Annotated in this window: 24 protein-coding genes and 2 pseudogenes; 8 read left to right on the top strand and 18 right to left on the bottom strand. The window is 40.5% G+C overall.

The annotated features are described in order from the left end of the window. Positions 1-8: 8 nt before the first annotated feature. Positions 9-629, bottom strand: a complete 621-nt coding sequence (locus MHH91_RS02680) for an FMN-binding negative transcriptional regulator (RefSeq protein WP_013351133.1) — start codon at positions 627-629, stop codon at positions 9-11. A 118-nt stretch (positions 630-747) separates the two neighbouring features. Between MHH91_RS02680 and pdxR the strand changes: the two genes are divergently transcribed. Beyond that, complete coding sequence (pdxR, locus tag MHH91_RS02675) at positions 748-2,130, top strand: MocR-like pyridoxine biosynthesis transcription factor PdxR (RefSeq protein WP_013351132.1); 1,383 nt, start codon at positions 748-750, stop codon at positions 2,128-2,130. Between the two features lie 29 nt (positions 2,131-2,159). Here the strand turns inward: pdxR and MHH91_RS02670 are convergent, their stop codons facing one another. Both MHH91_RS02670 and MHH91_RS02665 read right to left on the bottom strand, forming a co-directional pair. Further along, positions 2,160-3,449, bottom strand: a complete 1,290-nt coding sequence (locus tag MHH91_RS02670; RefSeq protein WP_013351131.1) for a Na+/H+ antiporter NhaC family protein — start codon at positions 3,447-3,449, stop codon at positions 2,160-2,162. Between the two features lie 251 nt (positions 3,450-3,700). Next, positions 3,701-4,105: a MerR family transcriptional regulator gene (locus MHH91_RS02665; RefSeq protein WP_013351130.1), complete on the bottom strand. Its 405-nt coding sequence runs from the start codon at positions 4,103-4,105 to the stop codon at positions 3,701-3,703. 166 nt (positions 4,106-4,271) lie between these two features. On the opposite strand from MHH91_RS02665, the gene MHH91_RS02660 reads away from it, so the two are divergent. Then, a complete protein-coding gene (locus MHH91_RS02660; RefSeq protein ID WP_013351129.1) occupies positions 4,272-5,321 on the top strand; it encodes an NAD(P)-dependent alcohol dehydrogenase in 1,050 nt (349 codons plus the stop codon). A gap of 77 nt (positions 5,322-5,398) precedes the next feature. On the opposite strand, the gene MHH91_RS02655 is transcribed toward MHH91_RS02660, so the two are convergent. From MHH91_RS02655 to MHH91_RS02640, 4 genes and pseudogenes are all read right to left on the bottom strand, one after another. Continuing rightward, positions 5,399-6,361: an arsenic resistance protein gene (locus tag MHH91_RS02655; RefSeq protein ID WP_013351128.1), complete on the bottom strand. Its 963-nt coding sequence runs from the start codon at positions 6,359-6,361 to the stop codon at positions 5,399-5,401. A gap of 115 nt (positions 6,362-6,476) precedes the next feature. Continuing rightward, positions 6,477-6,884: a hypothetical protein gene (locus MHH91_RS02650; RefSeq protein ID WP_013351127.1), complete on the bottom strand. Its 408-nt coding sequence runs from the start codon at positions 6,882-6,884 to the stop codon at positions 6,477-6,479. 264 nt (positions 6,885-7,148) lie between these two features. Next, positions 7,149-8,181 (bottom strand): annotated as a pseudogene (locus MHH91_RS02645) (Cfr family 23S rRNA (adenine(2503)-C(8))-methyltransferase). 149 nt (positions 8,182-8,330) lie between these two features. Continuing rightward, complete coding sequence (locus tag MHH91_RS02640) at positions 8,331-8,534, bottom strand: hypothetical protein (protein WP_014469812.1); 204 nt, start codon at positions 8,532-8,534, stop codon at positions 8,331-8,333. Between the two features lie 372 nt (positions 8,535-8,906). Between MHH91_RS02640 and MHH91_RS02635 the strand changes: the two genes are divergently transcribed. Next, complete coding sequence (locus tag MHH91_RS02635; RefSeq protein ID WP_013351124.1) at positions 8,907-9,797, top strand: AraC family transcriptional regulator; 891 nt, start codon at positions 8,907-8,909, stop codon at positions 9,795-9,797. Positions 9,798-9,928: 131 nt separating this feature from the next. Here MHH91_RS02635 and satA read toward each other — a convergent pair whose 3' ends face one another. Beyond that, entirely contained in the window at positions 9,929-10,450 is a 522-nt protein-coding gene (gene satA, locus MHH91_RS02630) for a streptothricin N-acetyltransferase SatA (protein ID WP_013351123.1), read from the bottom strand. A gap of 331 nt (positions 10,451-10,781) precedes the next feature. Continuing rightward, positions 10,782-11,315, bottom strand: coding sequence for a cupin domain-containing protein (locus MHH91_RS02625; protein WP_013351122.1), 534 nt, complete (start codon positions 11,313-11,315; stop codon positions 10,782-10,784). Positions 11,316-11,778: 463 nt separating this feature from the next. Here MHH91_RS02625 and MHH91_RS02620 point away from each other — a divergent pair, with 463 nt between their 5' ends. Next, positions 11,779-13,059, top strand: coding sequence for a DedA family protein (locus tag MHH91_RS02620; RefSeq protein WP_013351121.1), 1,281 nt, complete (start codon positions 11,779-11,781; stop codon positions 13,057-13,059). Positions 13,060-13,336: 277 nt separating this feature from the next. On the opposite strand, the gene MHH91_RS02615 is transcribed toward MHH91_RS02620, so the two are convergent. Next, positions 13,337-14,272 carry a cation diffusion facilitator family transporter gene (locus MHH91_RS02615; protein WP_014469811.1) on the bottom strand — a complete coding sequence of 312 codons (936 nt, stop codon included), beginning with the start codon at positions 14,270-14,272 and terminating at the stop codon, positions 13,337-13,339. A gap of 276 nt (positions 14,273-14,548) precedes the next feature. On the opposite strand from MHH91_RS02615, the gene MHH91_RS02610 reads away from it, so the two are divergent. Further along, the gene (locus MHH91_RS02610; protein ID WP_014469810.1) at positions 14,549-14,974 is read left to right on the top strand and encodes a VOC family protein; all 426 of its coding nucleotides are present in this window, start codon (positions 14,549-14,551) and stop codon (positions 14,972-14,974) included. A 122-nt stretch (positions 14,975-15,096) separates the two neighbouring features. Here the strand turns inward: MHH91_RS02610 and MHH91_RS02605 are convergent, their stop codons facing one another. Further along, positions 15,097-16,443 carry an FAD-binding oxidoreductase gene (locus MHH91_RS02605; RefSeq protein ID WP_014469809.1) on the bottom strand — a complete coding sequence of 449 codons (1,347 nt, stop codon included), beginning with the start codon at positions 16,441-16,443 and terminating at the stop codon, positions 15,097-15,099. A 407-nt stretch (positions 16,444-16,850) separates the two neighbouring features. Next, positions 16,851-17,150 (bottom strand): hypothetical protein, encoded by a 300-nt coding sequence (locus MHH91_RS02600; protein WP_014469808.1) that lies wholly within the window; start codon positions 17,148-17,150, stop codon positions 16,851-16,853. A gap of 186 nt (positions 17,151-17,336) precedes the next feature. Here MHH91_RS02600 and MHH91_RS02595 point away from each other — a divergent pair, with 186 nt between their 5' ends. Next, positions 17,337-18,299: a patatin-like phospholipase family protein gene (locus MHH91_RS02595; RefSeq protein WP_014469807.1), complete on the top strand. Its 963-nt coding sequence runs from the start codon at positions 17,337-17,339 to the stop codon at positions 18,297-18,299. 191 nt (positions 18,300-18,490) lie between these two features. Here MHH91_RS02595 and MHH91_RS02590 read toward each other — a convergent pair whose 3' ends face one another. Continuing rightward, positions 18,491-19,786, bottom strand: a complete 1,296-nt coding sequence (locus MHH91_RS02590; RefSeq protein ID WP_014471471.1) for an MFS transporter — start codon at positions 19,784-19,786, stop codon at positions 18,491-18,493. 97 nt (positions 19,787-19,883) lie between these two features. Beyond that, positions 19,884-21,272 (bottom strand): aminotransferase-like domain-containing protein, encoded by a 1,389-nt coding sequence (locus MHH91_RS02585; RefSeq protein WP_014471470.1) that lies wholly within the window; start codon positions 21,270-21,272, stop codon positions 19,884-19,886. A gap of 305 nt (positions 21,273-21,577) precedes the next feature. On the opposite strand from MHH91_RS02585, the gene MHH91_RS02580 reads away from it, so the two are divergent. Next, on the top strand, positions 21,578-21,895 hold the full coding sequence (locus MHH91_RS02580) for a PadR family transcriptional regulator (RefSeq protein WP_013351112.1): 318 nt from the start codon (positions 21,578-21,580) through the stop codon (positions 21,893-21,895). Then, entirely contained in the window at positions 21,882-22,451 is a 570-nt protein-coding gene (locus MHH91_RS02575; RefSeq protein ID WP_013351111.1) for a DUF2812 domain-containing protein, read from the top strand. Before MHH91_RS02580 ends, MHH91_RS02575 begins: the two co-directional genes overlap by 14 nt. A 172-nt stretch (positions 22,452-22,623) precedes the next feature. Here MHH91_RS02575 and MHH91_RS02570 read toward each other — a convergent pair whose 3' ends face one another. The 4 genes and pseudogenes from MHH91_RS02570 to MHH91_RS02560 all read right to left on the bottom strand — a co-directional run bounded on the left by MHH91_RS02570 (position 22,624) and on the right by MHH91_RS02560 (position 25,817). After that, positions 22,624-23,304 carry an aspartate/glutamate racemase family protein gene (locus MHH91_RS02570; protein WP_013351110.1) on the bottom strand — a complete coding sequence of 227 codons (681 nt, stop codon included), beginning with the start codon at positions 23,302-23,304 and terminating at the stop codon, positions 22,624-22,626. A gap of 122 nt (positions 23,305-23,426) precedes the next feature. Continuing rightward, positions 23,427-23,528, bottom strand: a pseudogene (locus MHH91_RS20755) (lipoprotein); the annotation flags it as partial. Positions 23,529-24,482: 954 nt separating this feature from the next. Continuing rightward, a complete protein-coding gene (cspC, locus tag MHH91_RS02565; RefSeq protein ID WP_013351108.1) occupies positions 24,483-24,683 on the bottom strand; it encodes a cold shock protein CspC in 201 nt (66 codons plus the stop codon). Positions 24,684-25,166: 483 nt separating this feature from the next. Beyond that, positions 25,167-25,817: an FMN-dependent NADH-azoreductase gene (locus MHH91_RS02560; protein WP_013351107.1), complete on the bottom strand. Its 651-nt coding sequence runs from the start codon at positions 25,815-25,817 to the stop codon at positions 25,167-25,169. Positions 25,818-25,924 lie beyond the last annotated feature (107 nt).

Below are 25,924 nucleotides of genomic sequence, written 5' to 3'. Positions count from 1 at the left end.
GTTTCGTTTCAGTTTTTTTCAGCAATCCGTTTGATGTTTTCTTCCATCAGACCGGAAATGAGCTGTTCATTTGTATGAGGAATCTGTTTGAGCTGTTGTACGACCAGCTCTTGTCTTGCGGCTGATTGATTTTGGCTCAGCTTTGCTTTCCCCTCTATTTTGCTGATTTTGATTTTAAAGCCTTTTACCCCTTTGTTCAAGCCTGCCAGCAATTTCGCATCGATATCCTCTAATTTATACGGGCTGTCGGGGCTTTCGTATTTCAATACGAGATCACTCATCGAATGCACGGTTTCTTCATTATCTAAAAGCTCCGCCTCTCCGTAAACATAAACCGCCACGTAATTCCATGTAGGAACATCCTGATTCGTCTCATACCATTTGGGCGAGATATAACAATGAGGCCCTTGAAAAACGGCTAACACGCTTTGGCCTTCAATCTCTTTCCATTGCGGGTTCGGCAGTGCAAAATGACCGTACAAGTAATGGTTATCCTTGCTCATCATCAATGGCAGGTGGGTTGCGTATGGCATGCCCCCTGCCGTTGAAAACAATGTTGCGAAACCATACTCTTTGATGACATTACTCGCATCAGCTTCACTAAGCTGAAATGGAGCGGGGATATACATAAACATTCTCCTCTCTGAACATGGATTTAATAAAGCGCTTTCCGCTATAATAAGGTATCGACTGACATTTAAAAAGGTACAGATTCAGATAAATATACATGTCAGAGGAGAACATCTGATGAAAAATATAATTTTCGCTTTCAGAAGCGACGCCCCGAAATATAAACAAATTTACGAGCAATTTAAGACATTGATTGAACAGGGAAATATCCAGACAAATGAGCGGCTGCCATCCATTCGGGAGCTGGCGGATTCCCTGCTGGTAAGCCGCAATACAACGCTGATGGCCTATGATCTCCTTTTAGCGGAGGGATACATTCGCGGCGAAACGCGCAAAGGATATTTTGCAAACGAAATAGAACCCTCTTTATTTCAAAAAGAAAATGATATTGTTCAAGCTGAGAAAACAGAATCGCCGCAGCCGGTCTCGGTTGATTTTCGCGCCGGAGCCGTCGATCAAAAGCATTTCCCTCTGAAAACATGGAGAAAATTATACAATCACGTTTTGACATCAAAGAAAAGCTTCCTGTACGGTGACCCATTCGGCGAGTTGGGCCTGCGTGAACAAATTGCCGCTTATCTCTTGGAATCCCGCGGGGTGAAAACAGATGCGGATTCCATTATCATCGGCAGCAGCACACAGCAAATGCTGATTTATCTCAGCCGGATTCTGAAAGAAGATTTTTCCGGAATTATCGTTGAAAACCCGGGGTTTGACGGTGCCAGAGAGGCATTTCAATTTCATGGGCTGTCACTTGAAACGATGCCTGTCTATGAAAACGGAGCAGATTTTTCTCAATTACATGCAATGAAAGAAAAATTAATCTATGTGACCCCTTCCCATCACAGCCCTTACGGCGTAAGCATGTCCATTCAGCAGCGCCAGACACTGATCAATTGGGTGAATAAAAGAGAAGGATATATTCTTGAAGATGATTATGACAGTGAATACCGTTATACGCAGCAGCCGTTTCCCGCTCTTGCCTCCATTCAATCAGACCGCGTGATTTACTTAGGGAATTTCTCAAAATCCTTTCTTCCGGGCATCCGCATTAGCTATATGGTTTTGCCGCAGCGCATTTTACACCGGTATAAAAAACGGTTTCTTTATTTTGAAAGCACCGCTTCTTCGCTTAACCAGCTGGCCATGGCTGAATTGATGAAGGCTGGTGAGTGGACCCGCCATATTAAACGCATGCGCACTGTCTACAAGCGCAAAATGCAGCATTTGATTTCACATATCAAGCAGCAGTTCGGCGATCATGTGACGATCATCGGCGAGCAGTCGGGGTTGTATATATTGGTGAGAGTTCACCTGAACTATTCAGAAGAAACATTAATCGAGCGCGCTTTTCAGTACGGGGTGAAGGTATACCCTACCGCCATCTATTTCGTTTCCGGAAAGCCTGAACCGCCGATCATAAAGTTAGGGTTCGCCCATCTTGATACTGATCAGATCGCGCAGGGCATTCAGCTTTTGAAACATGCCTGGCTGACATGAAATAAAAAAGGCGCCATTCGACGCCTTTTTTATTTCGTATTTCTTGTAAACTTCGGCAAGCCAAACATAATGGCGATAATGCCGCAGATTCCGATGAGAACGGGATAGAAAGAGTACGGCAGGATGCTGACGGGTGAAATATTCCCGAATTTCCCGGCCGATAACAGCTGCGCGCCGTAAGGAATGAGCCCTTGTACCATGCACGAAAAGATATCCAGAATACTTGCCGATTTTCTGTTGTCGATCTTAAATTCATCAGCGATATTCTTTGCAATCGGCCCGGCTGCGATAATCGAGATCGTATTATTGGCCGCAGCCAGATTCGTCACGCTGACCAGACCGGCAATGCCGGCTTCAGCGCCTTTTTTCGAACGGATTCGTTTCGTAATGAACTCCAGTAAAAAGTCGATCCCGCCGTTTTGTTTCATAACGCCGACCATTCCGCCGATCAGCATGGACAGGATGATAAGGTCGGACATTCCGGCAATTCCATCCGTAATCGCCTTAAAATAAGATGCAAACGTCAGGCTGCCGCCCGCTAATCCGATGATTCCCGTTAAAACCAATCCGCCGAATATGACAGCCATTACGTTAAAACCGATTAACGCAAAGACTAACACGGCGACATAAGGAAGCACTTTGATCCAGCTGTAAGATTCAGCGCCCGCATGGCCTGCGTGGCCTGCCGGAATAAAAAATAGGATAATAACAGTGACAATGGCAGCGGGCAAAACAATCAGAAAGTTCGTTTTAAATTTATCTCTCATTTGTGTTTTTTGCGTCCGGACTGACGCAATGGTCGTATCGGAAATAAAGGATAGATTATCTCCAAACATAGCTCCGCCGACGACGGCCGCCATCGTAATCGCGCCTGGGATGCCTAGCTCTCCGCTCAAACCGGCGCTGATCGGGGCAACCGCCGCAATCGTTCCCATTGATGTTCCCATCGATATAGAAATGAAACAAGAAATGATGAACAGCCCCGGCAGCAAAAACTGCTGCGGAATAATGCTCAAAGCAAGATTGACAGTTGAATGCACCGCACCCATCGCTTCAGCCGCTGAAGCAAAGGCACCTGCCAATATAAAAATCATCACCATAATGATAATATCAGGATGTCCCGCACCGGAAGCAAACCATTCTATTTTTTGATTGAGCGATTTCTTGCGGTTAAATAACAGCGCAAAAGCTGATGCAATGATCGCGGCAATCAAGATCGGCAATTTATAAAAATCTCCGGTCACCAGACCAGAGCCGACAAAAAGCCCTACGAATAAAACTAATGGCAATAAAGCCCAAGGGTTCTTATTATTGTTCATCTGGGTAAACCACCTCTTTTCAGCATTAAAGTCGCTAATCACAGTCTAAGCAACATTTCACACTTTAAAAGTCTGCAGTGAAAAAGTCAAGCTGAAAAAAGGATAAATAAAGATTAAATTAGATTCATTTCTCTCTATTGTGGGTTTTTTATATTTTCCCAAAAAGATGCGGATAAAGTCAGCAGAAAATAAAAAAACCAAGGCTTGTTCCCTTGGTACATTTCTTGCGGCCGGCGCTCAGGTCATCTTCTTCACTCAGAAATACATTCAGCTTTCAAGCTGCCCTTTAGTTTCGCTTCATTTTCAAGTATGTCTTCGTAGTCTTCAATCTTCTTGTTTAACCTATTTATGGTTTCACCAATTTCTCTCTGTTTCTCCTTCAGCCTTTTTCTTTCATTTATAAGAATGTTTTTTCGGGGTTCAATCGTATGATCGGCTCCTTCAGTAAATAAAGCGGTATATTCAATCAGCGCCTCAATCGACAGGCCGGCACTTCTCATGCATTTTATAAATTGAATCCAATTCACATCATTTTCATCATAATCGCGGATGCCGCTTCCATTGCGCTTTACCGGAGGGATCAGTCCTATGCTTTCATAATACCTAAGCGTCGCGGTTGATAACTCAACCTGCTTTGCAGCTTGTGCAATCTTCATGTTCTTACCACCCATCCTTCATCTATCATACCTTTCATAAGCGTGCCATTATAGAATATCATTTCATAAAAAAATAAACCAAATGCCTTGACTTAAAGTCCGCTTTAACATTTAAAGTAAAATTGAAAAGAGGATTCACCACTTTATTTCGGAAAGGAAGATAACCATGTGCAATAATCATCCAACTCGTGTGTTAAGCGCTCCGCATGCAAAAGCTGCATTTGAACGGACGACGATTGAGAGAAGAGCATTACGGCCGCACGATATCCTGATTGACATTAAGTACAGCGGCATTTGTCATTCAGACATCCACAGTGCATTCGATGAATGGGGCGGCGGAATTTTTCCGATGGTTCCCGGGCATGAAATTGCCGGTGTTGTAGAAGCCGTGGGCGAAAAAGTCACCAAATTTGCCGTCGGCGACCGCGTGGGTGTCGGCTGTTTTGTAGACTCCTGCGGAGAGTGTGAATACTGCCTCAACGGTGACGAACAATATTGCACAAAAGGTGTTGTTCAGACTTATAATAACCTGGACTACGAAGGAAATCCTACGTACGGCGGCTACAGCCAGAAAATAGTTGTCACTGAAAGATTCGTTGTCCGGATTCCGGATCAGCTGGAATTGGATGCTGCCAGCCCGCTGCTGTGCGCCGGTATTACCACATATTCCCCGCTGAAACACTGGAATGCCGGTCCCGGCAAAAAAGTGGCGATTGTCGGAATGGGCGGCCTCGGACACTTAGCCGTTCAATTCGCGCACGCTTTAGGCGCAGAGGTCACCGTCCTCAGCCGCTCAATGAATAAAAAGGACGAAGCTCTTGAATTTGGAGCCGATCATTACTTTGCGACAGGCAATCCGGATACATTCACTGAGCTGGCCGGACGTTTTGATCTCATTTTAAATACGGTGTCCGCGAACCTTGACGTAGATGCCTACTTATCCCTGCTTCGCATTGACGGTACATTAGTAAATGTAGGAGCGCCTGCTAATCCGGACTCATACAGTGTATTCTCCTTAATCACGGGCCGCCGCAGCATTGCGGGTTCACTTGTCGGCGGTATTCCGCAGACTCAGGAGATGCTTGATTTCGCCGCTGAGCACGGCATTGCTCCTAAAATTGAAGTGATTCCGGCCAATCAAGTCGACGAAGCGTACGAACGGGTTCTCCAAAGCGATGTCCGCTACCGTTTCGTTATTGATATTTCGACTTTATAATCCGCATAAAAACATACCAATATCTATTGGTATGTTTTTTTCAGTTCAGACGGAATCCGCCCGACAAGGAACACGGCTTATTTCAGCAGCCAGTCGGGCACCGCTTTTATATAAACCAATTCGCCTATCAGCTCAACAATCGTCTGTGTGACGATAACAGCAGCGGCCAGTGAGGCCCAGGCATCCGGCAAGGCCAGCGCCAACGGAAGAACTGCGAGAGAATTTCTTGTGCCCGTGCTGAAGATCAGTGCTCTTCCTTCACCTGTATCCAAACGAAATGCATATGCGATAAACCGAGAAACAAACGGCATAATGAGCAAGAATAACAGATAGATGGGAATCACACGTACAATGATGTCAAAATCACTGTAAACTTTGCCGATTTGTGTGGCGACGACCGCCAGTAAGACTAGAGCCATAAAAGGAACAGGCATCCACGCTGTCCATTCTAACACCTTTTCTCCCGCCGGCTTTTTATCAGCCCATAATTGAGTCATGACTGCCGCCAGCAGCGGCGCAGCTATTAAAAATAAGAATGCTTCCAGAAACGGCCCCGCATGAACAGCTCCTACGACCTCTTTTCCGATAAACAGCCACAGGTATAACGGCAGCAAGACCATCTGAACGACAAACAAAACCGGTGTAGAAGCCAGTATTAATTTCTCATTTCCTTTGCCGAGCTGAGTAAAGACGATGACGTAATCGATACAAGGTGTAAGCAATACCAAACAAACTCCTAATAATATAGGCGGAGATTGAGGAAAAATGGCGGTCAAAACCCACACAACGACAGGTACAGCTAAGAAATTACCGATCAGTAATGCCGCCATAAACTTGAGGTTTGAAATGGCTTCCCTCAGTTTTAAGAAAGGAATTTGGGCAAACATGGCATACATGAGAACAGCAATAAGCGGTGATATCGTCCAGCCCCAGGTGAGTCCTGAATCTTTCCCGGCGATCCCCGCTATTCCTCCGATCACAAGAGACACACCATATATCCAAATTTGCTGATTTTCTAATTTTTCTCTGGTTATTTTCATTGGCTGGCAACCCTCCCCTGCCCATTATACCTTCTTTTGTTTATAAGAATCGGGTTGGCGCCGCCGGAATAAAAAAACACCAAGTGTCTGTAACACTTGGTGTTTTTGGGACCGCCTACGAAAGCTTAGTTTCAGTATCATTTCTAACTTTCCTTGTGTTCTTTGTCCTGCCAGCGAATAAGGTGACCGCAACACTGGCTGAACTGACCAAAGTTCCCGCAACGGCAACAAGAAGTGTCAAATAGCCATTGGGAATAAGAAATCCAATTGGGATGAGCCCTGCGAAAGTGAGAACGATAAAACATTGATAGACTCCGGATATGATTCTCACAATCAAGCTGCCAAAAAAGGACATGACTAACGGAGGGAGGAATAAACATAAAATGATTCCGAGTGATACCAATAAAATTATAGGCTCGTCAAATGAAATGACATGTTCGCCGGGAGACTCTTCAGCAGCCGCGAGTACAGCAAATATAGACATCATCAGCGTAAGAAAAACAAGAAAAAACCTTTTCAACAACGTTATGACTCCTTTTTTTTATCAAAATGGATATCCTGATTCTTCACTAAAATAACCATTTTATGTTATCAAATGAAATAATATGAAGTCAATGTGTCATTTCCTGCCCTAAAGCTATATCACCGCCGGAACTAATACTAACGATAAAACCCCTCCGCTATATCGTATCCGTCACTTTCCCGCGTTCTCTTCTGTCACTCCATTCCTCTTATCACAATCCCCGTATCGATGCTTCCCACGTTAGAAACATGACTCTCATCTTTATTAGCTATTATTTTTTTGATAGTTACCATATAATTGCCCGCAAGCGGCATCTATATCAATGCCAAATTGACTTCTGATGGTAACGTTAATTCCTGCTGACTTTAATGTTTTATAGAAGTTTACAACTTGATTTTCATTTACTTCTTTAAATCTCATAGGTGAGCTAACAGTTGGGTTGTATCTAATGATGTTTACATGGAACAAGTTCCCTCTCTTATATCTGCCTCTTAAAAGCTTTATGGTCAATAGAATCATTAACTCCCGGCAGCATAATATAAGCAATATAAACTTTTCTTGAGGTCACACGTATATGCTCATCTAATGTGTCCATTACTTCCATTAACGGGTAGCGTTCATTAATTGGCATTAACTTGCTTCTCTGTTCGTTAAAAGGAGAATGTAATGAAAACGTCAGATTGACCTGCGGATAGTTTTGAGTCATTTTTTTAATGCCCGGAATAATCCCTATGGTCGAAATAGATAACCTGCGAGGACTTAAAGCAAACAACTCCGGATTTGTAAGTACATGTAAAGCATCAAAAACTTGTCTATTGGCTAATGCTTCTCCCATTCCCATAAAAGAGATACTATCAATTGAATGCCCTTTTAAGTGAAAGTACAAAATTTGGTCAGTAATTTCGTCTGACGTTAAGTTGTGTTTTAAACCAATATCTCCTGTTGCACAAAATGTACAGCCAAAATGACAACCGCACTGCGAGGATATACAAAATGACTCCCAGCCAGCTTTATATTTCATATTTACCGTTTCTATTTTTTCGTCTCCTGAAATTTCAAATAAGACTTTTGTAACTTGCTCAGAATGCTGTTCTTTTAAAGCAGCAATATTTAAAACCGACTCTCCAAACTCCTTAACTAACATTTTTCTCAACGATTTAGGAAGAACCGTTATTTCATTGAAATGATTTATTCTCCCATGGAATATAGCATTTGTGATTTGTTTCATTCTAAAATCAGGAAATTCATTCTGTTTCAAGAACTCTTGAATTCTTATATACTTGTTTTTTTGTCGCATGTTTTCTCATCCTTCCATAAAACTCTCGTTTGTTTGAGTAAATAGAAGGGAGTCATCATCTAACCTTTTTTAAAATTAGGCACAAAAAAACACCGACACAATTATCGGTGCTGCGCTTAAATAAAATCATGCACAAATAAACAAGGACATCATGTCATTGAATTAACGTTTATTTGCCAAAGAGAAAAAGCGCCGATAACTGTTTTTTTATGGTTATTTGGCTTAAAAAAGGACAGACTGCTCCCTTTGTCGGCCAAGATATTTCCAATTTTTGCATCTGAACCATACAAAATTCTAAAAACGGTTATCATTGCTTTCACCTCTTTATTGTCAATATTAGTAATAATCACCATATCATAAGGGTTCCCCTATGTAAAGTTTAAAACATAACAATGCTTGACTATAACTGCCTGCTTGAATACCAATCTTCTTATAGTAATGTTTTATATTTATGTCACTTCATCGATCAGTTCGTTTAATTGCTCCAGATTGACCGGTTTATTATCTAATAAGCTAAGGGGCAGGGATTGCAGCATTTAGATTCTGCATGGCTTGCAGGGTATTACATCGACTGACATTTAAAAAGATACAGTTTCAGATAAGATACCGTATGAAATGCCCTTATAGCATGGTAACGTTTTTTATTAACCCTGCAAAACCGTGCACGGAATGTCGGGCAGATACACGCCGCTCCTGTTATTCTTTTGTTAAAGGAGGTCAATAAAATGGATTCGATTAAAAGTATGAACAGTGCGCTAACGTATATTGAAGAAAACCTTACGAACGATATTGATTTTAAAGAAGCAGCAAAGCTTGCTTTCTGCTCTGAATATCATTTTAAAAGGATGTTTTCTTTCCTTACGGGTATTTCATTATCGGAATACATTCGCCGCAGACGTCTTACTCTTGCAGCTTTTGAACTTAAAGACCGCAGCGCAAAGGTTATTGACATTGCAATAAAGTACGGTTATCACTCACCAGATTCTTTCGCTCGAGCATTTCAACATTTGCATGGCATAAGACCATCTGAAGCTAAACATAATGGCCATTCACTTAAAGCTTATCCACGAATGACCTTCCAGTTATCAATCAAAGGAGGAAATGAAATGAACTATCGTATCGAAGAAAAAGAGGCATTTCGCATCGTTGGCATTAAGAAAAGAGTTCCTATTATTTTCAAAGGGGTGAATCCGGATATTGCATCCATGTGGGAAAGTTTAGATGAAGAAACAATAAATGAACTTAAAGAGCTTTCTAATACAACACCTTTGGGACTCATTAGTGCATCCACAAACTTTTCTGAAGGCCGTACAGAGGAGAAAGGGGAGCTTGATCACTATATTGGCGCAGCAACGACGAAACATTGCCCAAATCACCTATCGCAGCTTAAAGTTCCTGCCTTAACGTGGGCTGTATTCGAAGCAATCGGATCATTCCCGGATGCGCTGCAAGAAGTGTGGGGACGGATTTATTCCGAATGGTTTCCATCGTCAAATTATGAACAAGTAGAAGGCCCGGAAATACTGTGGAACGAGCATAAGGATATAACATCGCCATCTTTCAAAAGCGAAATTTGGGTGCCGATTTCAAAAAAGGAATGTTATACAAAGAAGTAAAAGGTATTGAAGATTCTTTTAAGGAAGGATTATGCCCCCTTCCTTTTTATGCACCATTTTGCAGCCCTGTCTGCATTTTTCGTCTTTCCTCAATACGCACACAATAGTGCCCGTTTAAAATTCAGCAGCAATTAAAATTTACAGTACCAAAAAATCGCGATCTCATTTGCCGTTGAAAAGTTGGAATAAAGCATAGTATCAACTGCGCCTATTACAAAGCCGTGTTTGGCATAAAAATGACAAGCTGACACATTAATATCCTGTGTTTCAAGCATAAGACCGCAACAATCATTCTCCTTTGCCCACTCCATCGCTCTATTTAATAATGCTGTTCCAACACCATTTTTTCTATAGTCTTTTGCAACAGCAATATCCTCTATCAGCGCATACCCATTCCAATGGGCACGAATCTTAATCCGGCCGATGCAGTTGTTGTCAGCATAATACAAAAAAACAGCTTTCCCCTCTTCTTCAGCATAACTGACATCGATATCCTCATCTTCATATTTCTTAACATAAGGTTTAGAAAACCGTTCCTCAGTATATGACCACACATTGTTTTCAAGTGCGGGTATAATTCTCCCGAAAACAACCAGAGGTTCATTTGGTTTATTGAAGTCTTTCATATGACATTGAGTCATTTTAATAATCATATGAATCTCCCTTCTAACGAGATTATATTTTGACGGTTCCATTATATGTTATTCCGCAAATAAATCAATAACGTTTGCCAAATGAATGAAAAAGCTATTCTTTGCTGAAAAGCCTAATCAAGAAGGCCATATTGGACTCGTGCCGGGGTATACCGGAGAATTTAAGGCCGATAAAACCGATACATTGCCCGCAGCGATCCAAGGCTGTTCAAAGAAAATAAATCCAACAAAAAATAAGCCGATTCATATTAAATCGGCCTTATTTACCATACTCTTAGGCAGCCAGAAAGGCGGAATCCCAGTTTGTCAAACCTCTGCAGTATACTTTATGCTAACCTTCCGCAGCCTCTGCATCTGCCTTAGTCGCATGAACCGTGCCAAATGGATGGTTGGGAGGCGCATAAATTGAATATAGTTTTAACGGCGTATTACCCGTATTAATAACATTGTGCCAAGTGCCTGCAGGTACAACAATGGCAAAGTCATCATAGACATTTCTTTGGAAAGTTAAATTTTCCTTACTCCTGCCCATTTTAACGATTCCCCGGCCTTGCTCAATCCGTAAGAATTGATCTACGTGGGGGTGGATTTCCAAACCGATATCTTCTCCAATGCCGATACTCATCAAAGTAATTTGAAAATGTTTTCCGGTCCATAAGGCAGTACGGAACGTATGATTTTGTTTTGCGGCTTTATTGATATTCACGACAAATGGTTTTGGTCCATAATCTTTCAAGAGAAGGTTTCTATCTTCGTATGAAGGATCATAGTTATTTGGAACAGTCCAATAAACAGATCTTCCATCGCTATACATCGGTACATTCACACAATAATAACATTGATGTGAAAAAGGTATATAATACATTTTTCATCCCCGCAATTTTAAATTTTTATGATGTTATCCTATGCTTTTACAGTGAGAATGTGCCACGCTAAGGAATTTTCCCCTTATCATGATTACGACTGAGAAAACTTGAACTTCCGCAGGTCACTCATCCATTGTCCCTCAATGATACTGTTCTCTGCTCCACAAACTTACTATATTTTGATACGTAATGAGAAGAGGTGACAAAAATTCGAAGCAATTGATAAACCCGTCAGCTTTGCATTAAAAGTTAAAGCTTTAAAAATCGCTTTTACATATGAGTAAGCATCGCAATTGCTTGGACTGATGTTATATTTTTTTCGGAATCGGGCATCCTTACTCTATACAATAAACTAGTTCCTATTAAAAACTTACAAGTTTCTGAAAATGCTAAACTTACTAAAAAAATAATGATACTTTGCAGATCAAGGTAACGGTGTTAGATAAAAATCCGGAGGCTTTTATGTCACATTTAATAACTTTATTTGAACAACATAGTTATCTGATTTTATTTTCCGGTATTATTTTAGAGCTCTTAGCTATTCCAATTTCAGCCGAGATGATCATGAGCTATGCAGGGTATTTTGTTTATCAAGGAAAAATGGATTATGCTTTAGCACTTCTAACTGCCTTTATTTCCGCGGGCACGGGGATAACAATCACATATTGGGTTGGCAGAACCGGAGGATATAGATTAATCGAGCGGTATGGAAAGTATGTTCATTTAGGGCCCGAAAGGTATAACAAAACAGCGGCTTGGTTTGAGCGGTCAGGAAGTAAATTACTTGTGTTCGCTTATTTCATTCCCGGGGTCAGGCATTTTGCCGGTTATGTATCAGGAAGTTCCAGAATGTCATTCCAGACATTTATTATCCCTGCTTACATTGGGGCCATTTTGTGGGGAAGCTGTTTTATTACTTTAGGGAAATTATTGGGGCCTAAATGGGAAACCTTACATCAGGCAGCAAGCAAATATTTAATCATTTTTCTTCTTGTTCTGGCTGTTTTGTTAGCGGGATATCTTCTTTTTAGATTTTATAAAATCCAGATTAAAAACTTTTTTATCCAATGGCTGACGAGATTAACAAATCGATTCAGAACGATAAGAGCCACTGAAATATTCCTTACTTGCCTCACGTCAGTTTTAATTGGATTTGTGATCCTGATGTTTGGCTTAGCTCAGGATTATCTTGCAAATGACGTTGCCCAGTTTAATCAAATTGCGGAATATGTCGTTTATACTGCCTTTTATATGGACTGGATGAAAGAATTATTCATTTTTCAACAACCCGCTGGCATCGCCGGCCTCATCGTTTTAACCCTATTAGTCATTTGGTTGAAGAATCAGAATAGGCTGCTGGAGTATCTATTATTATCGGTTTCCATACTCGGAGGAGCCCCTTTTCGTGAATTTATTATGGAGGCCTTCTCTATCCTTCGAACGATTGGTTTTAAGGGGAAATTTCATTCTGCCGATTTTCCGGATCTGAATGCAGCTATGATGATTATCATTTATGGAACTTGCATATTTTTGCTTGTTCGTCATTCAAACACACATTATGTGACCATTGCGGCTCCTTTATTTGGATTATTGTTATTAATAGGTCTCGCGATTGTAAATATTAAATGGACAAGCGTTCTTCCAAGCGACATAGTGGGCGGATATGTATACGGCGGGGTTTGGATGTTTTTTAACTTCCTGTTATTTGAGCTGTTTCGACTTGTGCTTGAAAGGATTAAATGAGAAAGGCTGGGCGGGGAGTGAAAGCAAACATTTTATATGAACCATATGTAAAGAGTAGAAAAGCTCCTTTAACAAGGAGCTTTTCTATGTGCGTGAGCTAAACAATTCTCTGTAAATTTACTTACCAAGCGTATACATCCCGGAAAGCTTTCATTCAGCTCCAAGAGTTAGTCTTTTTCTAAAACAGCCGCTGGCTGGGTGCCGTCATCCTGCATCAATCGATGAGAAATACCATTTAACGTTCCCATCCATCTCTGCATTCAAATCAGATAAAAATTTAATGATGATGGTGGCCGTCCGTCTGCTCACTTTTGGCCTGACAAAGAATCGCATTGTCGTGATTATGCGCGGCTGTTTCCATTTGAATCGTTACATGCGTAATGCCTTTGTGCTCAAGCTCATGTTCAATTTTGCGTAAAATACGTTCACTTTCTGAAATAGTCAGCTGATCATCAACAACAGCGTGGCAGGAAAGAGCATTCAATCCGCTTGTGATAGACCATATGTGTAAATCATGAATGTTTTGAATGCCCTCTGTCTCTTCAATTGTATGAATGATGTCAGTAACATCAATATTTTCTGGAGTTCCTTCCATTAATACGTGAATGGCATCTTTCGTCACGTTATAACCGCTCCTTAGGACAAGAACAGCCACAATGACACTGGCCAATGGATCTGCCCAGCCCCACCCAAAGAAGATGATAAGAATCGCAGCTAGAATGGCACCCACAGATCCGAGCATATCACTTATTACGTGTAAATAAGCTCCTTTTATGTTCAGGTTATTCTTTGTATCTCCGCCATTCAGCATAATCCATGCGACCAATATATTCACAGCTAATCCGATGATACTAATGATAAGCATGCCCGTTGTTGCTACCTCGGGCGGATGAGAGAAACGTTTGATTGCTTCATAAATGATATAAAGGGAAATAAGAATTAATGCAACACCGTTTATCACAGCTGCAAGAATCTCAAATCGTTTATAGCCGAACGTCTTATTGTGACTCGCCTTTTTTTCAGCCAATTTAAAAGCAATCAGAGCAATCATTAATGAGATTGAATCACTCAGCATATGACCCGCATCTGACAAAAGCGCCAGACTATTCGTTAAAAATCCGCCTATTGCTTCTATAATCATATAACCTGTAATCATGATAAAAGAGATCAATAAAACCTTTTTGTTGGCCCCATCAGTATGATTGTGACCCATAAAAATCTCCTCCTTAACCTAAAATTTCTTGATGCATATGCTTTTATTATTTCTTTTCTGTTATGAAGCATTCTAACATGTCACACACAAACAATTATATATGATCATGTGTTCATATCTGAATATAAATGTTCTTTACTATAATTTTTAATGAAGATTTCCAATACCCTCTTTACATCCCCAAAAACAAACTGAATAATTAAATAACTTCCGCTGTCTCTCCTAATCAATGATTGATATAATTTTCTTATCATGAGCATGGGAGGCTGCATTTTTATGAAACCACAGATTACAGTAATCACGTTAGGTGTAGATCATTTAGAAAAAGCGCTGCACTTCTATCGAGATGGTCTGGGTCTGCCTACAGAAGGAATAGTCGGTAAAGAGTTTGAGCATGGTGCAGTTGCCTTTTTTGACTTGCAGCCAGGACTGAAACTTGCCATTTGGGATCGCAAAGACATCGCACATGAAGCAAACGTTGCTTTAACCGCACCAAGCCCTGTCGAATGTACATTAGGGCATAATGTTAATAGTAAAGCTGAAGTCGATAAAGTAATGGATCAGGCAAAACAGGCAGGAGCAACTATAACTGATCCCGCTCATGATACTTTTTGGGGCGGATACTCCGGTCACTTCCAAGACCCCGATGGGCACCTATGGGAAATCGTTTGGAATCCGCACTGGGATACATTAGAAAACTGATATGCTATTTTCTGATGGAGAGTGCTTTTCATTTAAGAAATAAAAGCAAAAATAAAAACACACCTGAATTTTCTGGTGTGTTCCAACTTGATGATATTTAGAATGCTTAACAAAACAATACACTAGTGATAAGACGGCGGGATGCTTTGCGGAAAACGAAATACATTTTCGGGATCGTATTTCGCCTTTATTCTTTGAAGCTTTGCAAAGTTTGAGCCATAATATGCCTTTCCGAAATTTTCAATATTTTGGTCCGGAACATTCACATATGAACCTGTTACATATGGCTTCATCAGCTGACGCACTCTTTCAACTGACGCAAGATTCGAGGCTTCTTGTGATTTATGTTCCCAACTGGCATTCCATTCCGTATAAAACAATGGCCGGCGCCAAAAGAAGGCTGTTTCGCTGCTAGGAACTCTGCTTATCGCACCGCCCCAATTTATGAAAAAGAAATTAGTTTCTGTCCCAGTGGCTCTTTCTAAAAATTGTCTCATGATTGATATGGGTTCTTGCGGCCAAAGATTGAGCGCCCAAGCCGAGGAAAATTTAACACTCTGATCGGATCTGCCGGGGATTGGTTCATCAGGGTCTAAGAAATCTATACAATCTGGATAGTATAATGTTTTGATTACGGTTTGTGTCGGAGTTCCGGTATTTAATAACGGTCTTAATGCTTTAATCAGCTCAGGTTTTGAACCGAGGAAAATTCCTTCTGCATGGCACAAGCCATTTACTTTGCTGAAAATCTCAAGGTAGCATCCTAATCGTTCATCTGCAAACGGCGCCCATCTTTGCCAAGCTTTAAATACAGTTTCTAATTGTTCCCATGGCCAAACAATATTAAAGACGGTTGCAGTTTTAGGAGCACGATGAACTTTGAAAGTATATTGGGTGTTATATCCGAAATTACCTCCCCCGCCTCCTCTGGAAGCCCATAGTAAGTCCTCATTGTGAGATTGATTTGCTCGAATAATCCTGCCTTTTGCATCTACCATTTTCAGTGCGAGAAGGTTATCACTGATAAGGCCAATCGATCGTGAGAGCACGCCAAATCCGCCGCCCATCGTAATTCCTCCGATTCCGACGGTCGGACTGTCTCCAAACGGAGCCATAAAACCATCCCGAGCTAATCCTTTTACAAGCGGACCAACGTGAATGCCGGTTTGAACGGTTGCAATCGCGTTTTTTTCATCCAAGAGGACTTTATTCATGTCACTCACATCAATAACAATTCCGTCACTTACTACTGAAAGATTCTTATCCAGAGCATGGCGGCCGCTTCTGACACGCAAAGGCACATTATTCTCACGAGCCCATTTAATAGCATTACTGACATCGTATGAATTTTGTGCAAAAACAAAGACAAGCGGATAGACATCAACATAAGGGTTCCAATTCTTAACCGCCTGTGTATAGCCGGGGTCCCCTTTGAAGATTACACGTCCTGTTAACTGTGCTGATCCCATCTATTTCACTCCCAATAAGCATTTGATTCCGGTACCAGTATATGTAGGATTTGGACAAATTCTTAGACAGATGGTCTACTAACTTAAAAATAGATAAATATATGCGAAAGCTTAACTTGATCATCGACTTATCCCTCTATAAAAACACAAAAAAAGACAAGGGCGGCAAGCTGCCACTCTCTTGTCTCTTCTCACTTTTTATAACGTTCTGGGATAACATATTGACTTTTGTAGGCTGTCCGACAGACAGTTCCCTAAACGTTATGAGCCGGATGTTTTTTATGCCTGCCCGTTTAGTTCTGCTGAGCAAGCTTCGTGATTGCTCCTCCAACAGCCATGCAGGAATTTCCGCGGTGAAAATTTTCTTTCAAGAAAAAATGATTCAAGTCTTTTACATTATTAAAATTTTATTTTTTCTTCTTGTGCTTACGTTTGCAATCATGTTCTTTCTCTTTCTTATGACGCTTTTTACATTTGGCTTTTGCTGCTAATCTTATTGCTTCCGCCTTTGCTTCCGCCGCTCTTGCTCTTGCTTCTTCTGCCCTCGCTATTGCTTCTTCTGCTCTTGCTCTTGCCTCTGCTTCTCTTGCTGCTTCTGCTCTTAATGCTTCTTCCACCTGATCCATATCATGACCAATGTCACAGGCTTCGTTGTATGGCTTTTTCTTCGGAATGAACATTTGATCTTCATCTTGGTTATAATACATGACCATCACTCCTTCTCATATGATTAAATGATTAAATCATTACATATTATGTAAATAAAAAATCACAGCTTGGACTATTATTTTGATTAATCAACACATTTTAGAGAAATTTTCATTCATCCATACAATAGACACTGGAGAAACATATACTGAATGATAGTTTTAAATTGAAAGGAGAAATTAACTTTGGCAAAATATCGGATTATGACCTTTGATGGGGGCGGTACCTTAGGTGCTTTAAGTTTACAACTATTGAACAGACTGGTTAAACAAAATCCAACATTAATAAGCCGAACCCATGTGTTTTCGGGAAATTCAATCGGTTCATTCACTGCCCTTGCATTAGCCAGCGGAAGATCACCGCAGGAGACATTCCGCTATTTTAAGGAAAATATCCTGCCAGCATTCAGCATTTCCCGGCCGGGCGGACCTGTTTTCAATCAACAATTACCATATTCCGGTTTTATTAAAGCGGTACGAAACTTTTTCCCGGCAGATCTTCGTCTCAAAGATTTAAAAAGACGAATTGTTGTCCCTTCATTCAAATTATACTCTCCTAAACTGGATCGTTGGACTCCTGTATTATTTCACAACTTTCCCGGCTCTCCCTATTTAGATGAGAAAGTGAGTGATGTCATACTGCGAAGCAGCGGTGCTCCCGCGACACAACGCGCCTATCAAAACTACGTGGACGGATATGTAGTAGCAACGAACCCCAGTACAGCCAGTATCGCGTTTGCAGTAGGAAAAGCCAAAGTGCCTTTGGATCAAATTGCAGTATTATCCATTGGAACAGGTGAAGCCCCGACTCGGTTAAGACGAGATACGAGGGGGTGGGGAATGGTAAGTGCAGATAACATACGTCCCGAAAATCTGAAGAATCTTCCTCCAAATTGGGGAGTCCTTTTGGACAGGTCGCCTAATGAACCTTTACTGCCATTTCTGCAGATTGTCGGTGGCGGAAACGGTTACTATGAATCCATGGTCAGTGCTAATCTTCTGGGAGATCGCTTTTTCCGGTTAGACCCGCGAATTCCTAACTTCTCCAAAACGGACCCTTCCGTGGTTCCCGCTGTCATTGAAATTGCGAACAAAACCAACTTACAGCCTGTGAATAAATTTATAGAGAAAAACTGGAACAGCAAATAAGAACGGAAAAAATACCAAGGGCGGAAAAACCCTTGGTATTTTTCGATTCGGCCGAGAGGACTTGAACCTCGCCTCACACGGGTTATTCCCCACTAGGCCCTTAATAGCTTGTTATTTCAAGTATATGAAGTTATTCATTGATCCATTTACACCGTTTTATGTTCATGTTGGGCAAACATAAAGTACTTTGTTTATTCTTTATTTCCAAGTGACCATATCACCACCGGAATTAATAACAACGATAATATTCCTCCGCCAAGTGATAATGTTAGATAACTTGCGCCTGCTACGACCATTCCGGACAATGCTCCGCCGGCAGCTCCGGACAACGCAATCAAAACATCCACTGTACCTTGAGTTTTAGCCCGTGCGGAAGCTTCAGTTGAATCAACAATAAGTGCAGTTCCGCTTATTAAACCAAAATTCCATCCTAACCCGAGCAAAGATAGAGCAATGACCATAAGAATCATAGAATCTCCCGGGGCAAATGCCGATACGAGTCCTGCCAAAAGCAACGTCATTCCAGAAGATACAGCCATTACAGTACGGCCTAATTTATCCGCAAGCACACCTGTCACCAGTGAAGGGAGATACATGGCGCCTATATGAAAGCCAATGACAAGACCTACTGCTCCTAAGCCATGACCGTGATGTCTCATATGAACCGGCGTCATTGTCATAATAGCAGTCATTACAATTTGAGTAAGAATCATAACCGCTGCGCCCGCAATGATCCCTCTTTTTTTCTTTGTGTGTTCGTCCGCGGTCACTTGGCCTCTATCATCAGGTTTTTGGCCGGAAATTTCTATTGTTCTTGCTATGACTAACGGATCCGGACGGAGCATGATGAAAAGAGTGGCACCTGCTAAAATATATGCTGCTGCCGCTAAAATGAATGGACCCGCAAGTGACGGAACACCGATAGAGAGCGCGAATTGCCCCATTACATTCACTAAATTCGGGCCTGCAACTGCACCAAATGTGGTAAAAACCATAGTCATACTGACAGCAGTCGCCCGCTGTTTGTGATTTGCCAAATCCGTACCTGCATAACGGGCTTGCAGATTTGTCGCTGTTCCCGCACCATAAATAATCAAAGAAGCAAACAGCAAAAAAACACTATTTATCATTGCCGCAAGGATGACTCCTATCGCCCCCAGTCCGCCAATCATAAATCCGGCTGAAAGACCTGTTCGACGGCCATAACGCTGAGAAAGCCTCCCCACAAATAATGCGGCCCCTGCTGATCCTAAAGTAAATAAAGCAGAAGGTACACCGGCAAACGCATCTGTACCAAGCATTTCCTGTGCAATAAGCGCACCGACAGTAACTCCTGCCGCCAGCCCTGCACCACCGAAAATTTGTGAAAGACTGACGACAGCTAAAGTACGCTTATATAACGCTTTTTGTTTTTCAGGAGAATCTATGAATTGCCGCAATGATGCAGATTGACCATCTGACACGTTTATACTGTCTTTTTGAAGCATAACCCGACCTGCCTTTCTTATAACCTCCAACAGATTTGGATTATCATAACACGCACAAAAAAAACCATACAATATAAGAATTGTATGGCGGACAATATTACATATGCTCATCCAGCAAGCGTTTAAGAATCATTAAGCCCTGCTCAAGCTCCCCAAGCGTTTTCGGTGCACAGACAGACACTCTGACAGCCCTTTCCGGACAACTATTCCCAACGACAAAGCGTTCAGCCGCATACACTTGCACTCCATGTTGTGCGGCTAAATTTTCAAATTCCGCACCTGTCATGTTTCCGGGTAACATTAACCAGCGAAAGATTCCCGTTTCAGCACCTGCACACGTATAGCCATGTAAATATTGATTTACGATTTTGTTTCTGCGAATGGTCTGTTCACGATGACTTTCAATTAAGACTTCGAATTGATTCGATACGATCGTGCGTGCAGTAAGTTCTGCTAATAGCGGAGAAACAGTTATATTTAAATTGTAAAGCGCCTTTGAAATCGGCTCCTTATATTGGCTCGGGACTGCGACATACGCCAGCCTCAACCCTGGTGCTAATGATTTTGACAGACCGGCAATGTGAATGGTCTGCTCCGGTGCAAATGATGCGATAGTCGGAAGCGGATTTTTCCCCAGAAGATGGTACGATGCATCTTCAATAATGAACTGATTATATTTTTTTGCAATGCCCGCAATCGTGTTTCGATTCTCAACAGACATAAAAGACGCTGTCGGATTATGATAATCCGGGATTAGGTAGATGCCTTTAATATTTTCATTTTTACACGCATATTCAAATGAGGAAGGGCTCATTTCATTGTTCTCTGATTTTATCGGCACAATCTGCACAATCAGCATTGACGCGGCCGTTTTCAAGCCGGGATATGTATGATGATCAACTCCGATGCGATCTCCCGGTTTACAGAGACTTGCCAATGTGGCGGCAATCGCATTTTGCCCGCCGTTTGCAAATAAAATGTGATCAACGGACGTTTCAAATCCGCCTCTTCGAATCAGCTTGACAGCCGCATCTTTCTGCCAAAGACTTTCACCTGTCCGGCCATAGCCGAACCACTTTTCGTAATCTTCCTCTTGCAGCATACTTTTCAGCTGGAGCAGCAGCGGCTCATAAGATACCTGATCCGGAAGTGTCGCTCCCATTTCAATTAAATGCTTCGGCTTTGTATCTTCGAGCAGATACGCATTCGATAATGCATCGTAAGCAACAAAAGTACCGCTCCCGACAGATGCACTCAACAGACCTTTTAACTCGCAAACTTTAAAAGCCTTTGAAATAGTGCTTACATTTAAATCCAAATAATCAGCTAATTCTCTCTGAGGAGGCAGCTTGGTTCCGGGTAATAAAACTCCTTGTAATATATCCTGTTCCAATTTCCCCGCAATCGCTTTATAAATGGGCTTTTCCGTTTTATCAATCGTCGGCTTCCAGCTCATCGGATAGTTTTCAAAAGAATTGATCGGCATGATATGCTTCCTTTTTTCATTCAATTATATGATCGCACCGTTTAGAAAACAATTTTCTTTTTATCCAATATGCCAAACACATACTTTGAAATATCGCAGCAGCCAATTACCCCTGAGGATTTGGCTGACATATAATATCGTGCAGCCGCTTTCCCTTACGCAGGAAGGCGGCTTTTTAGATTGATGTCCTCTTATTATCAATTTATTTTTACAAATTTTGAAAAAACCATTGACTATTCAGTTGAACTGTATTACTTTTATTATAAAGTTGAACTATATAGTCGAACTGAATAGAGGGTGACGATATGAAACATAAATTATTACCGCTGTCTGAAACCATGCATTATATTTTATTAGCTCTGCGTGAGCCGCTTCATGGTTATGCCGCCATGCAGAAGATAGAAAAGATGAGTAACGGAACTGTTATGTTAGCGGCCGGCACATTATACGGTGCGATTGAAAACTTGAATAAGCACGGCTGGATTGAATCTGTTGGAGAGTCAGGCCGGAGAAAAGTCTATATGATAACTGCAGAAGGAAGCGACATTTTGAAAATGGAACAAAATAGGTTATTGCATATTCTATCCCTGTACGAAGGAAGTGAATCGAATGAAGAAATTTAAGATGTTTTTTGATATTGAAAAAGAGGAGCAATGGCTGAACGAGCAATTACAAAAAGGCTATCGCTGTACAAATATTAGCGGATCAGGAATATACACCTTCGAAAAAACCGACAAGACATATGTGATGCGGCTGGATTATCAAGATTATTTATCAAAGAAAAAGTTCAAAGATTACAAAGGGATCTATGAAGACTTCGGCTGGAGTTATATAAACAGCCCATGGCTTAGCGGAACGCGATATTGGCAAAAAGAAGATGATGATCAAAATGAAATCTTCTCGGATCGCCAATCAAAGAGTAATTATTATAAAAGATTAATGGGTTATTCATCTTGTTTTGGTTTACTGTGCTTGTTTTATTCTTATATGATTTACAAGGATTCTGGTTTATATTTAGCTGAAGGTCTGTGGAGTATGGAAGGCGCAATGTTTTGGAAAGCATTTTTATTTGAAACTCCATTTGCCCTTTTGAGATCGCTTCCCGCCCTAATGGCTGTTATCTTTGGCATCAGTTACTATAAAGCTTATCGAAAGTATTCAATGTTAAAAGAAAAATAATGCGAGGAAGTTAAATTCAAAGAAGTAATTTGGGGATAATGTTTCTGCCGAAGTCGGGCGCTTTAACGGAAAAAAAGCGCCCTGAATTTGCTGATAAATCAGACGAATTACTGTTTAGATGAATTCCCCATAAAAAAGAGCAGACACAAAGTCCACTCAACTATTCAAAGAGTTATTCTGTTAATGATACATACTTATTGACAATGGCTTGAGCGAGACAAGCTGATGAATCCACAAAGGGAATATCGCTGCTTTTTTTATCTGTGACAACATTTAAATCTGTACATGCAATGATAGCCGTATCAACCTTTTCTGCTAATTCACGGTGTAATTCATCAAATAATGTAATAGACTCATTGATTTGACCTTGTTTAATCTTTTCTATTATTTGATCGACACAGGTTTGCCAACTATCTTGATGTAAAAAATCATAATTTTCTCTGATTAAGGCTTCTTGAAATATTCCAGATTGAACCGTTGGAGAGGTGGCTAAAAGGGCTATTTTTTTTGAGTCCTTTGGTATTTTTTTTATGGTTTCATCAACCATGTTTAATAAAGGGACTGAAATCGATTTTTTTAATTGATTAAAATAGATATGAGCGGTATTACATGGGATGGCGATAAAATCAACACCCGTTTTTTCAAGCTTTACAGCACCCTCAATAATTGCCTTTTCCATGTCCGTATGATTGAGAGGTTTATTCACGTAAAAAGGAGTCGGACAAGAATAAATCATCATATGAGGAAAATCAATGTCATTTATTGCTCCATATATTTTTTGGCACTCGTCTACTACTTTATCTACAAATGGCCCGGTAGATTTTGGTCCCATTCCTGCCAGTATTCCAATCATAGTTGTCCTCCTCCTTAAAAATGTGTACCAATCTGTCACCAAGAGTTATTCTACCCAAATTCAGCATTATCCTTCTTATCCTCATCTGAATCTGCCCCCATTTCTTTTCTGGCTTTCTTCTACTGCTTTATCACTTCATCAATCGAATTGTCATACTTACTTCCGCCACACGCAGTCAGCAGAAGGATGGCGGATACACCAGGGAAAATAAAAAGGTTCTTCATATGTGTGGTGCCACATTCAGCCAGATTGCTATAACGTGGAATTTTATAATAACTAAAGTTCGCCCAATCTATTTTGTTTATCTACACATAAAATATTCTATGATTAATTACTCCAAACAGGAGGTGACTCTGAAGAGGTTATGATGAATAGATTGTAAACAAGATCTATTTAATTTTCGCAAAGCCTTAGTCATTTCATATTTGTTCTGCTAATTATTGTAGCTTGTTGAACGCCTGCGGAGCAGATCCGCGTCTCATAACTTATGACCTGAAAGGAGGAAAGCCCATGCCTTTATTTGGATTATATGCAAGAAACCGATTTTTTCGTGGCGGTTTTAGAAGGGGATTTTCACCTCTTGCATTCGAAAGAAGAAGACGGTTTGGATTCGTTGGAAGAGGACGCAGATTTTATTAAGTGAATTATTTTACTCATGTTTTCTGAGGGCCTGCGGGCTCTTTTTTGTTTTCTCTTTATTATCTTGGAGTATTCCCTCCCCTTTTATAAAGAAACAAAAAGTGATGGGTTATTCACCCACTTCACTTTACGTCATTTCTATATGTTTGTATGAATTATGGTGAAAAAAATGGTGAGTCAAAACAAAACACGCTCTAACTTTGAGAATTTTAATTTCTTCCTTAATATAAAAAGGCTGACGAAAGTTTTCGTCAGCCTAATCCTTGTGCTTAAATTAACGAGCAATTTTAGTGAAAGAAGAAAGAATAACATGCAGTTATATTGAGAACAGAAAAACAAATAATTTATATACATTCCGCATATTGTCAATCCAGTATGTTATACTGTAAACAAACCTTTGAAGTTTTAAACCTTTTTCTATTACCTTGTACCATCTCCCCCTACTCGAACGTTGAGTAGGGTTTTTTATTAAGTATTATACAGAGAATATAAAAAAACAGGCCCTATATAAAGAGCCTGTTTGTATAAACGATTGAAGATTAAGCTTTTTGAACGTTAGCAGCTTGAGCTCCACGAGCACCTTGCTCAACGTCAAACGTTACTTTTTGACCTTCGTCTAAAGATTTGAATCCGTCACTTTGGATTGCAGAAAAGTGTACGAATACATCGTCTCCATTTTCACGTTCGATAAATCCAAAACCTTTTTCTGCATTAAACCATTTAACTGTACCTTGTTCCATTTTTGTTGCCTCCTAGTGTGATACCACACATTGTATTACTATCCTTGCCCAAAGTATCATCAAGACGAAAAGTCGATATTCATACTATCCTTTACACGAACAAAAATAATTCCCCTTTATCATAGCACGAAACGGAAATAACTGCAAATTAATATTACGTTTCATTGGTGGGGTGTTTTGGTATGGTTTTTTTAGAGGTTCCAATAGCGTTAAATCAAAAGGGATAACAAGCAGTGAGAAATCTCTTTTAGCTACCGTATAATAGACGAATCTGCTCTGTCTACGAATTTTTGTTTCTTGACAGATTTTTAAGCACAAAAAAGAGCAGACTTTTATGTCTGCTCAAATATCCTTACCAATCTAATCCGCCAAGACAAGAATAGATACCAGTATAATTAGGCGCAAAACGCAAGTTGAAGAGACTTCCCACCATCATATAATTGATTGTACTTTAGCTTCAGCTGTTCTAACCAACAATGATCTTCAGGCTTTCCTTTTCCCTGCTAATCTTGAAGCAGCTTCTTCAACTTCTTTCTTTGCTTTTTGTAAAACATCCTCCAGACTTAGTAAAGCTGTTCCTTGCACTCGTATAATTTGATAATCCTCAATACCGAGGAAATTGAACATTGATTTCAAATATTTATTAGAGTATTCAACTTCTTCATACCAATCATCATTTGTATAAATTGATTCGCTAGCTTGTATGACAAGCATTCTTCGTCCATCATTAAGCAGACCCACTGACCCAGTGTCAGTATATTTAAATGTTTCACGTGCGATCATGATATTGTCCATGTAGTCTTTTAATTTTGATGGAATATTGAAATTATGCAATGGCAAAACGATGACATACGTTTTTGCACTTTTAAATTGTTTCAATACTTCTGTCATACGCTCCGTTACTTTTTGTTCATCGCTAGTCAGTTCATCGCCTTTTCCTGCCTTTTCCCATGCGCTTAAAACTGTTTTATCAATCATAGGCACTTCATCACTATACAAGTTAATCTGCTCAAGCTCTTCACTCTTTGGAATTAATTCTTTGTAAGTTTCCAAAAAGCGGTTCATTACCTGCAAACTGTATGATGATGCATCATCTACTTTCGGATGTGCGTTAATGATAAGTGTTTTGCTCATTTGAAATTCCCCCTTTCATCTTCTATTAAAGACTAATTCAATCGTCGATTAAATTAGTCTTTAATATAAACCCTGCATTTTATTTTGTCAAATGAAACAAATAATAT

This window comes from Bacillus sp. FSL K6-2819, from assembly GCF_038008305.1.
In the GTDB taxonomy this organism is placed as follows: Bacteria; Bacillota; Bacilli; order Bacillales; family Bacillaceae; genus Bacillus; species Bacillus amyloliquefaciens.
This window is presented reverse-complemented; position numbering and strand designations above follow the sequence as displayed.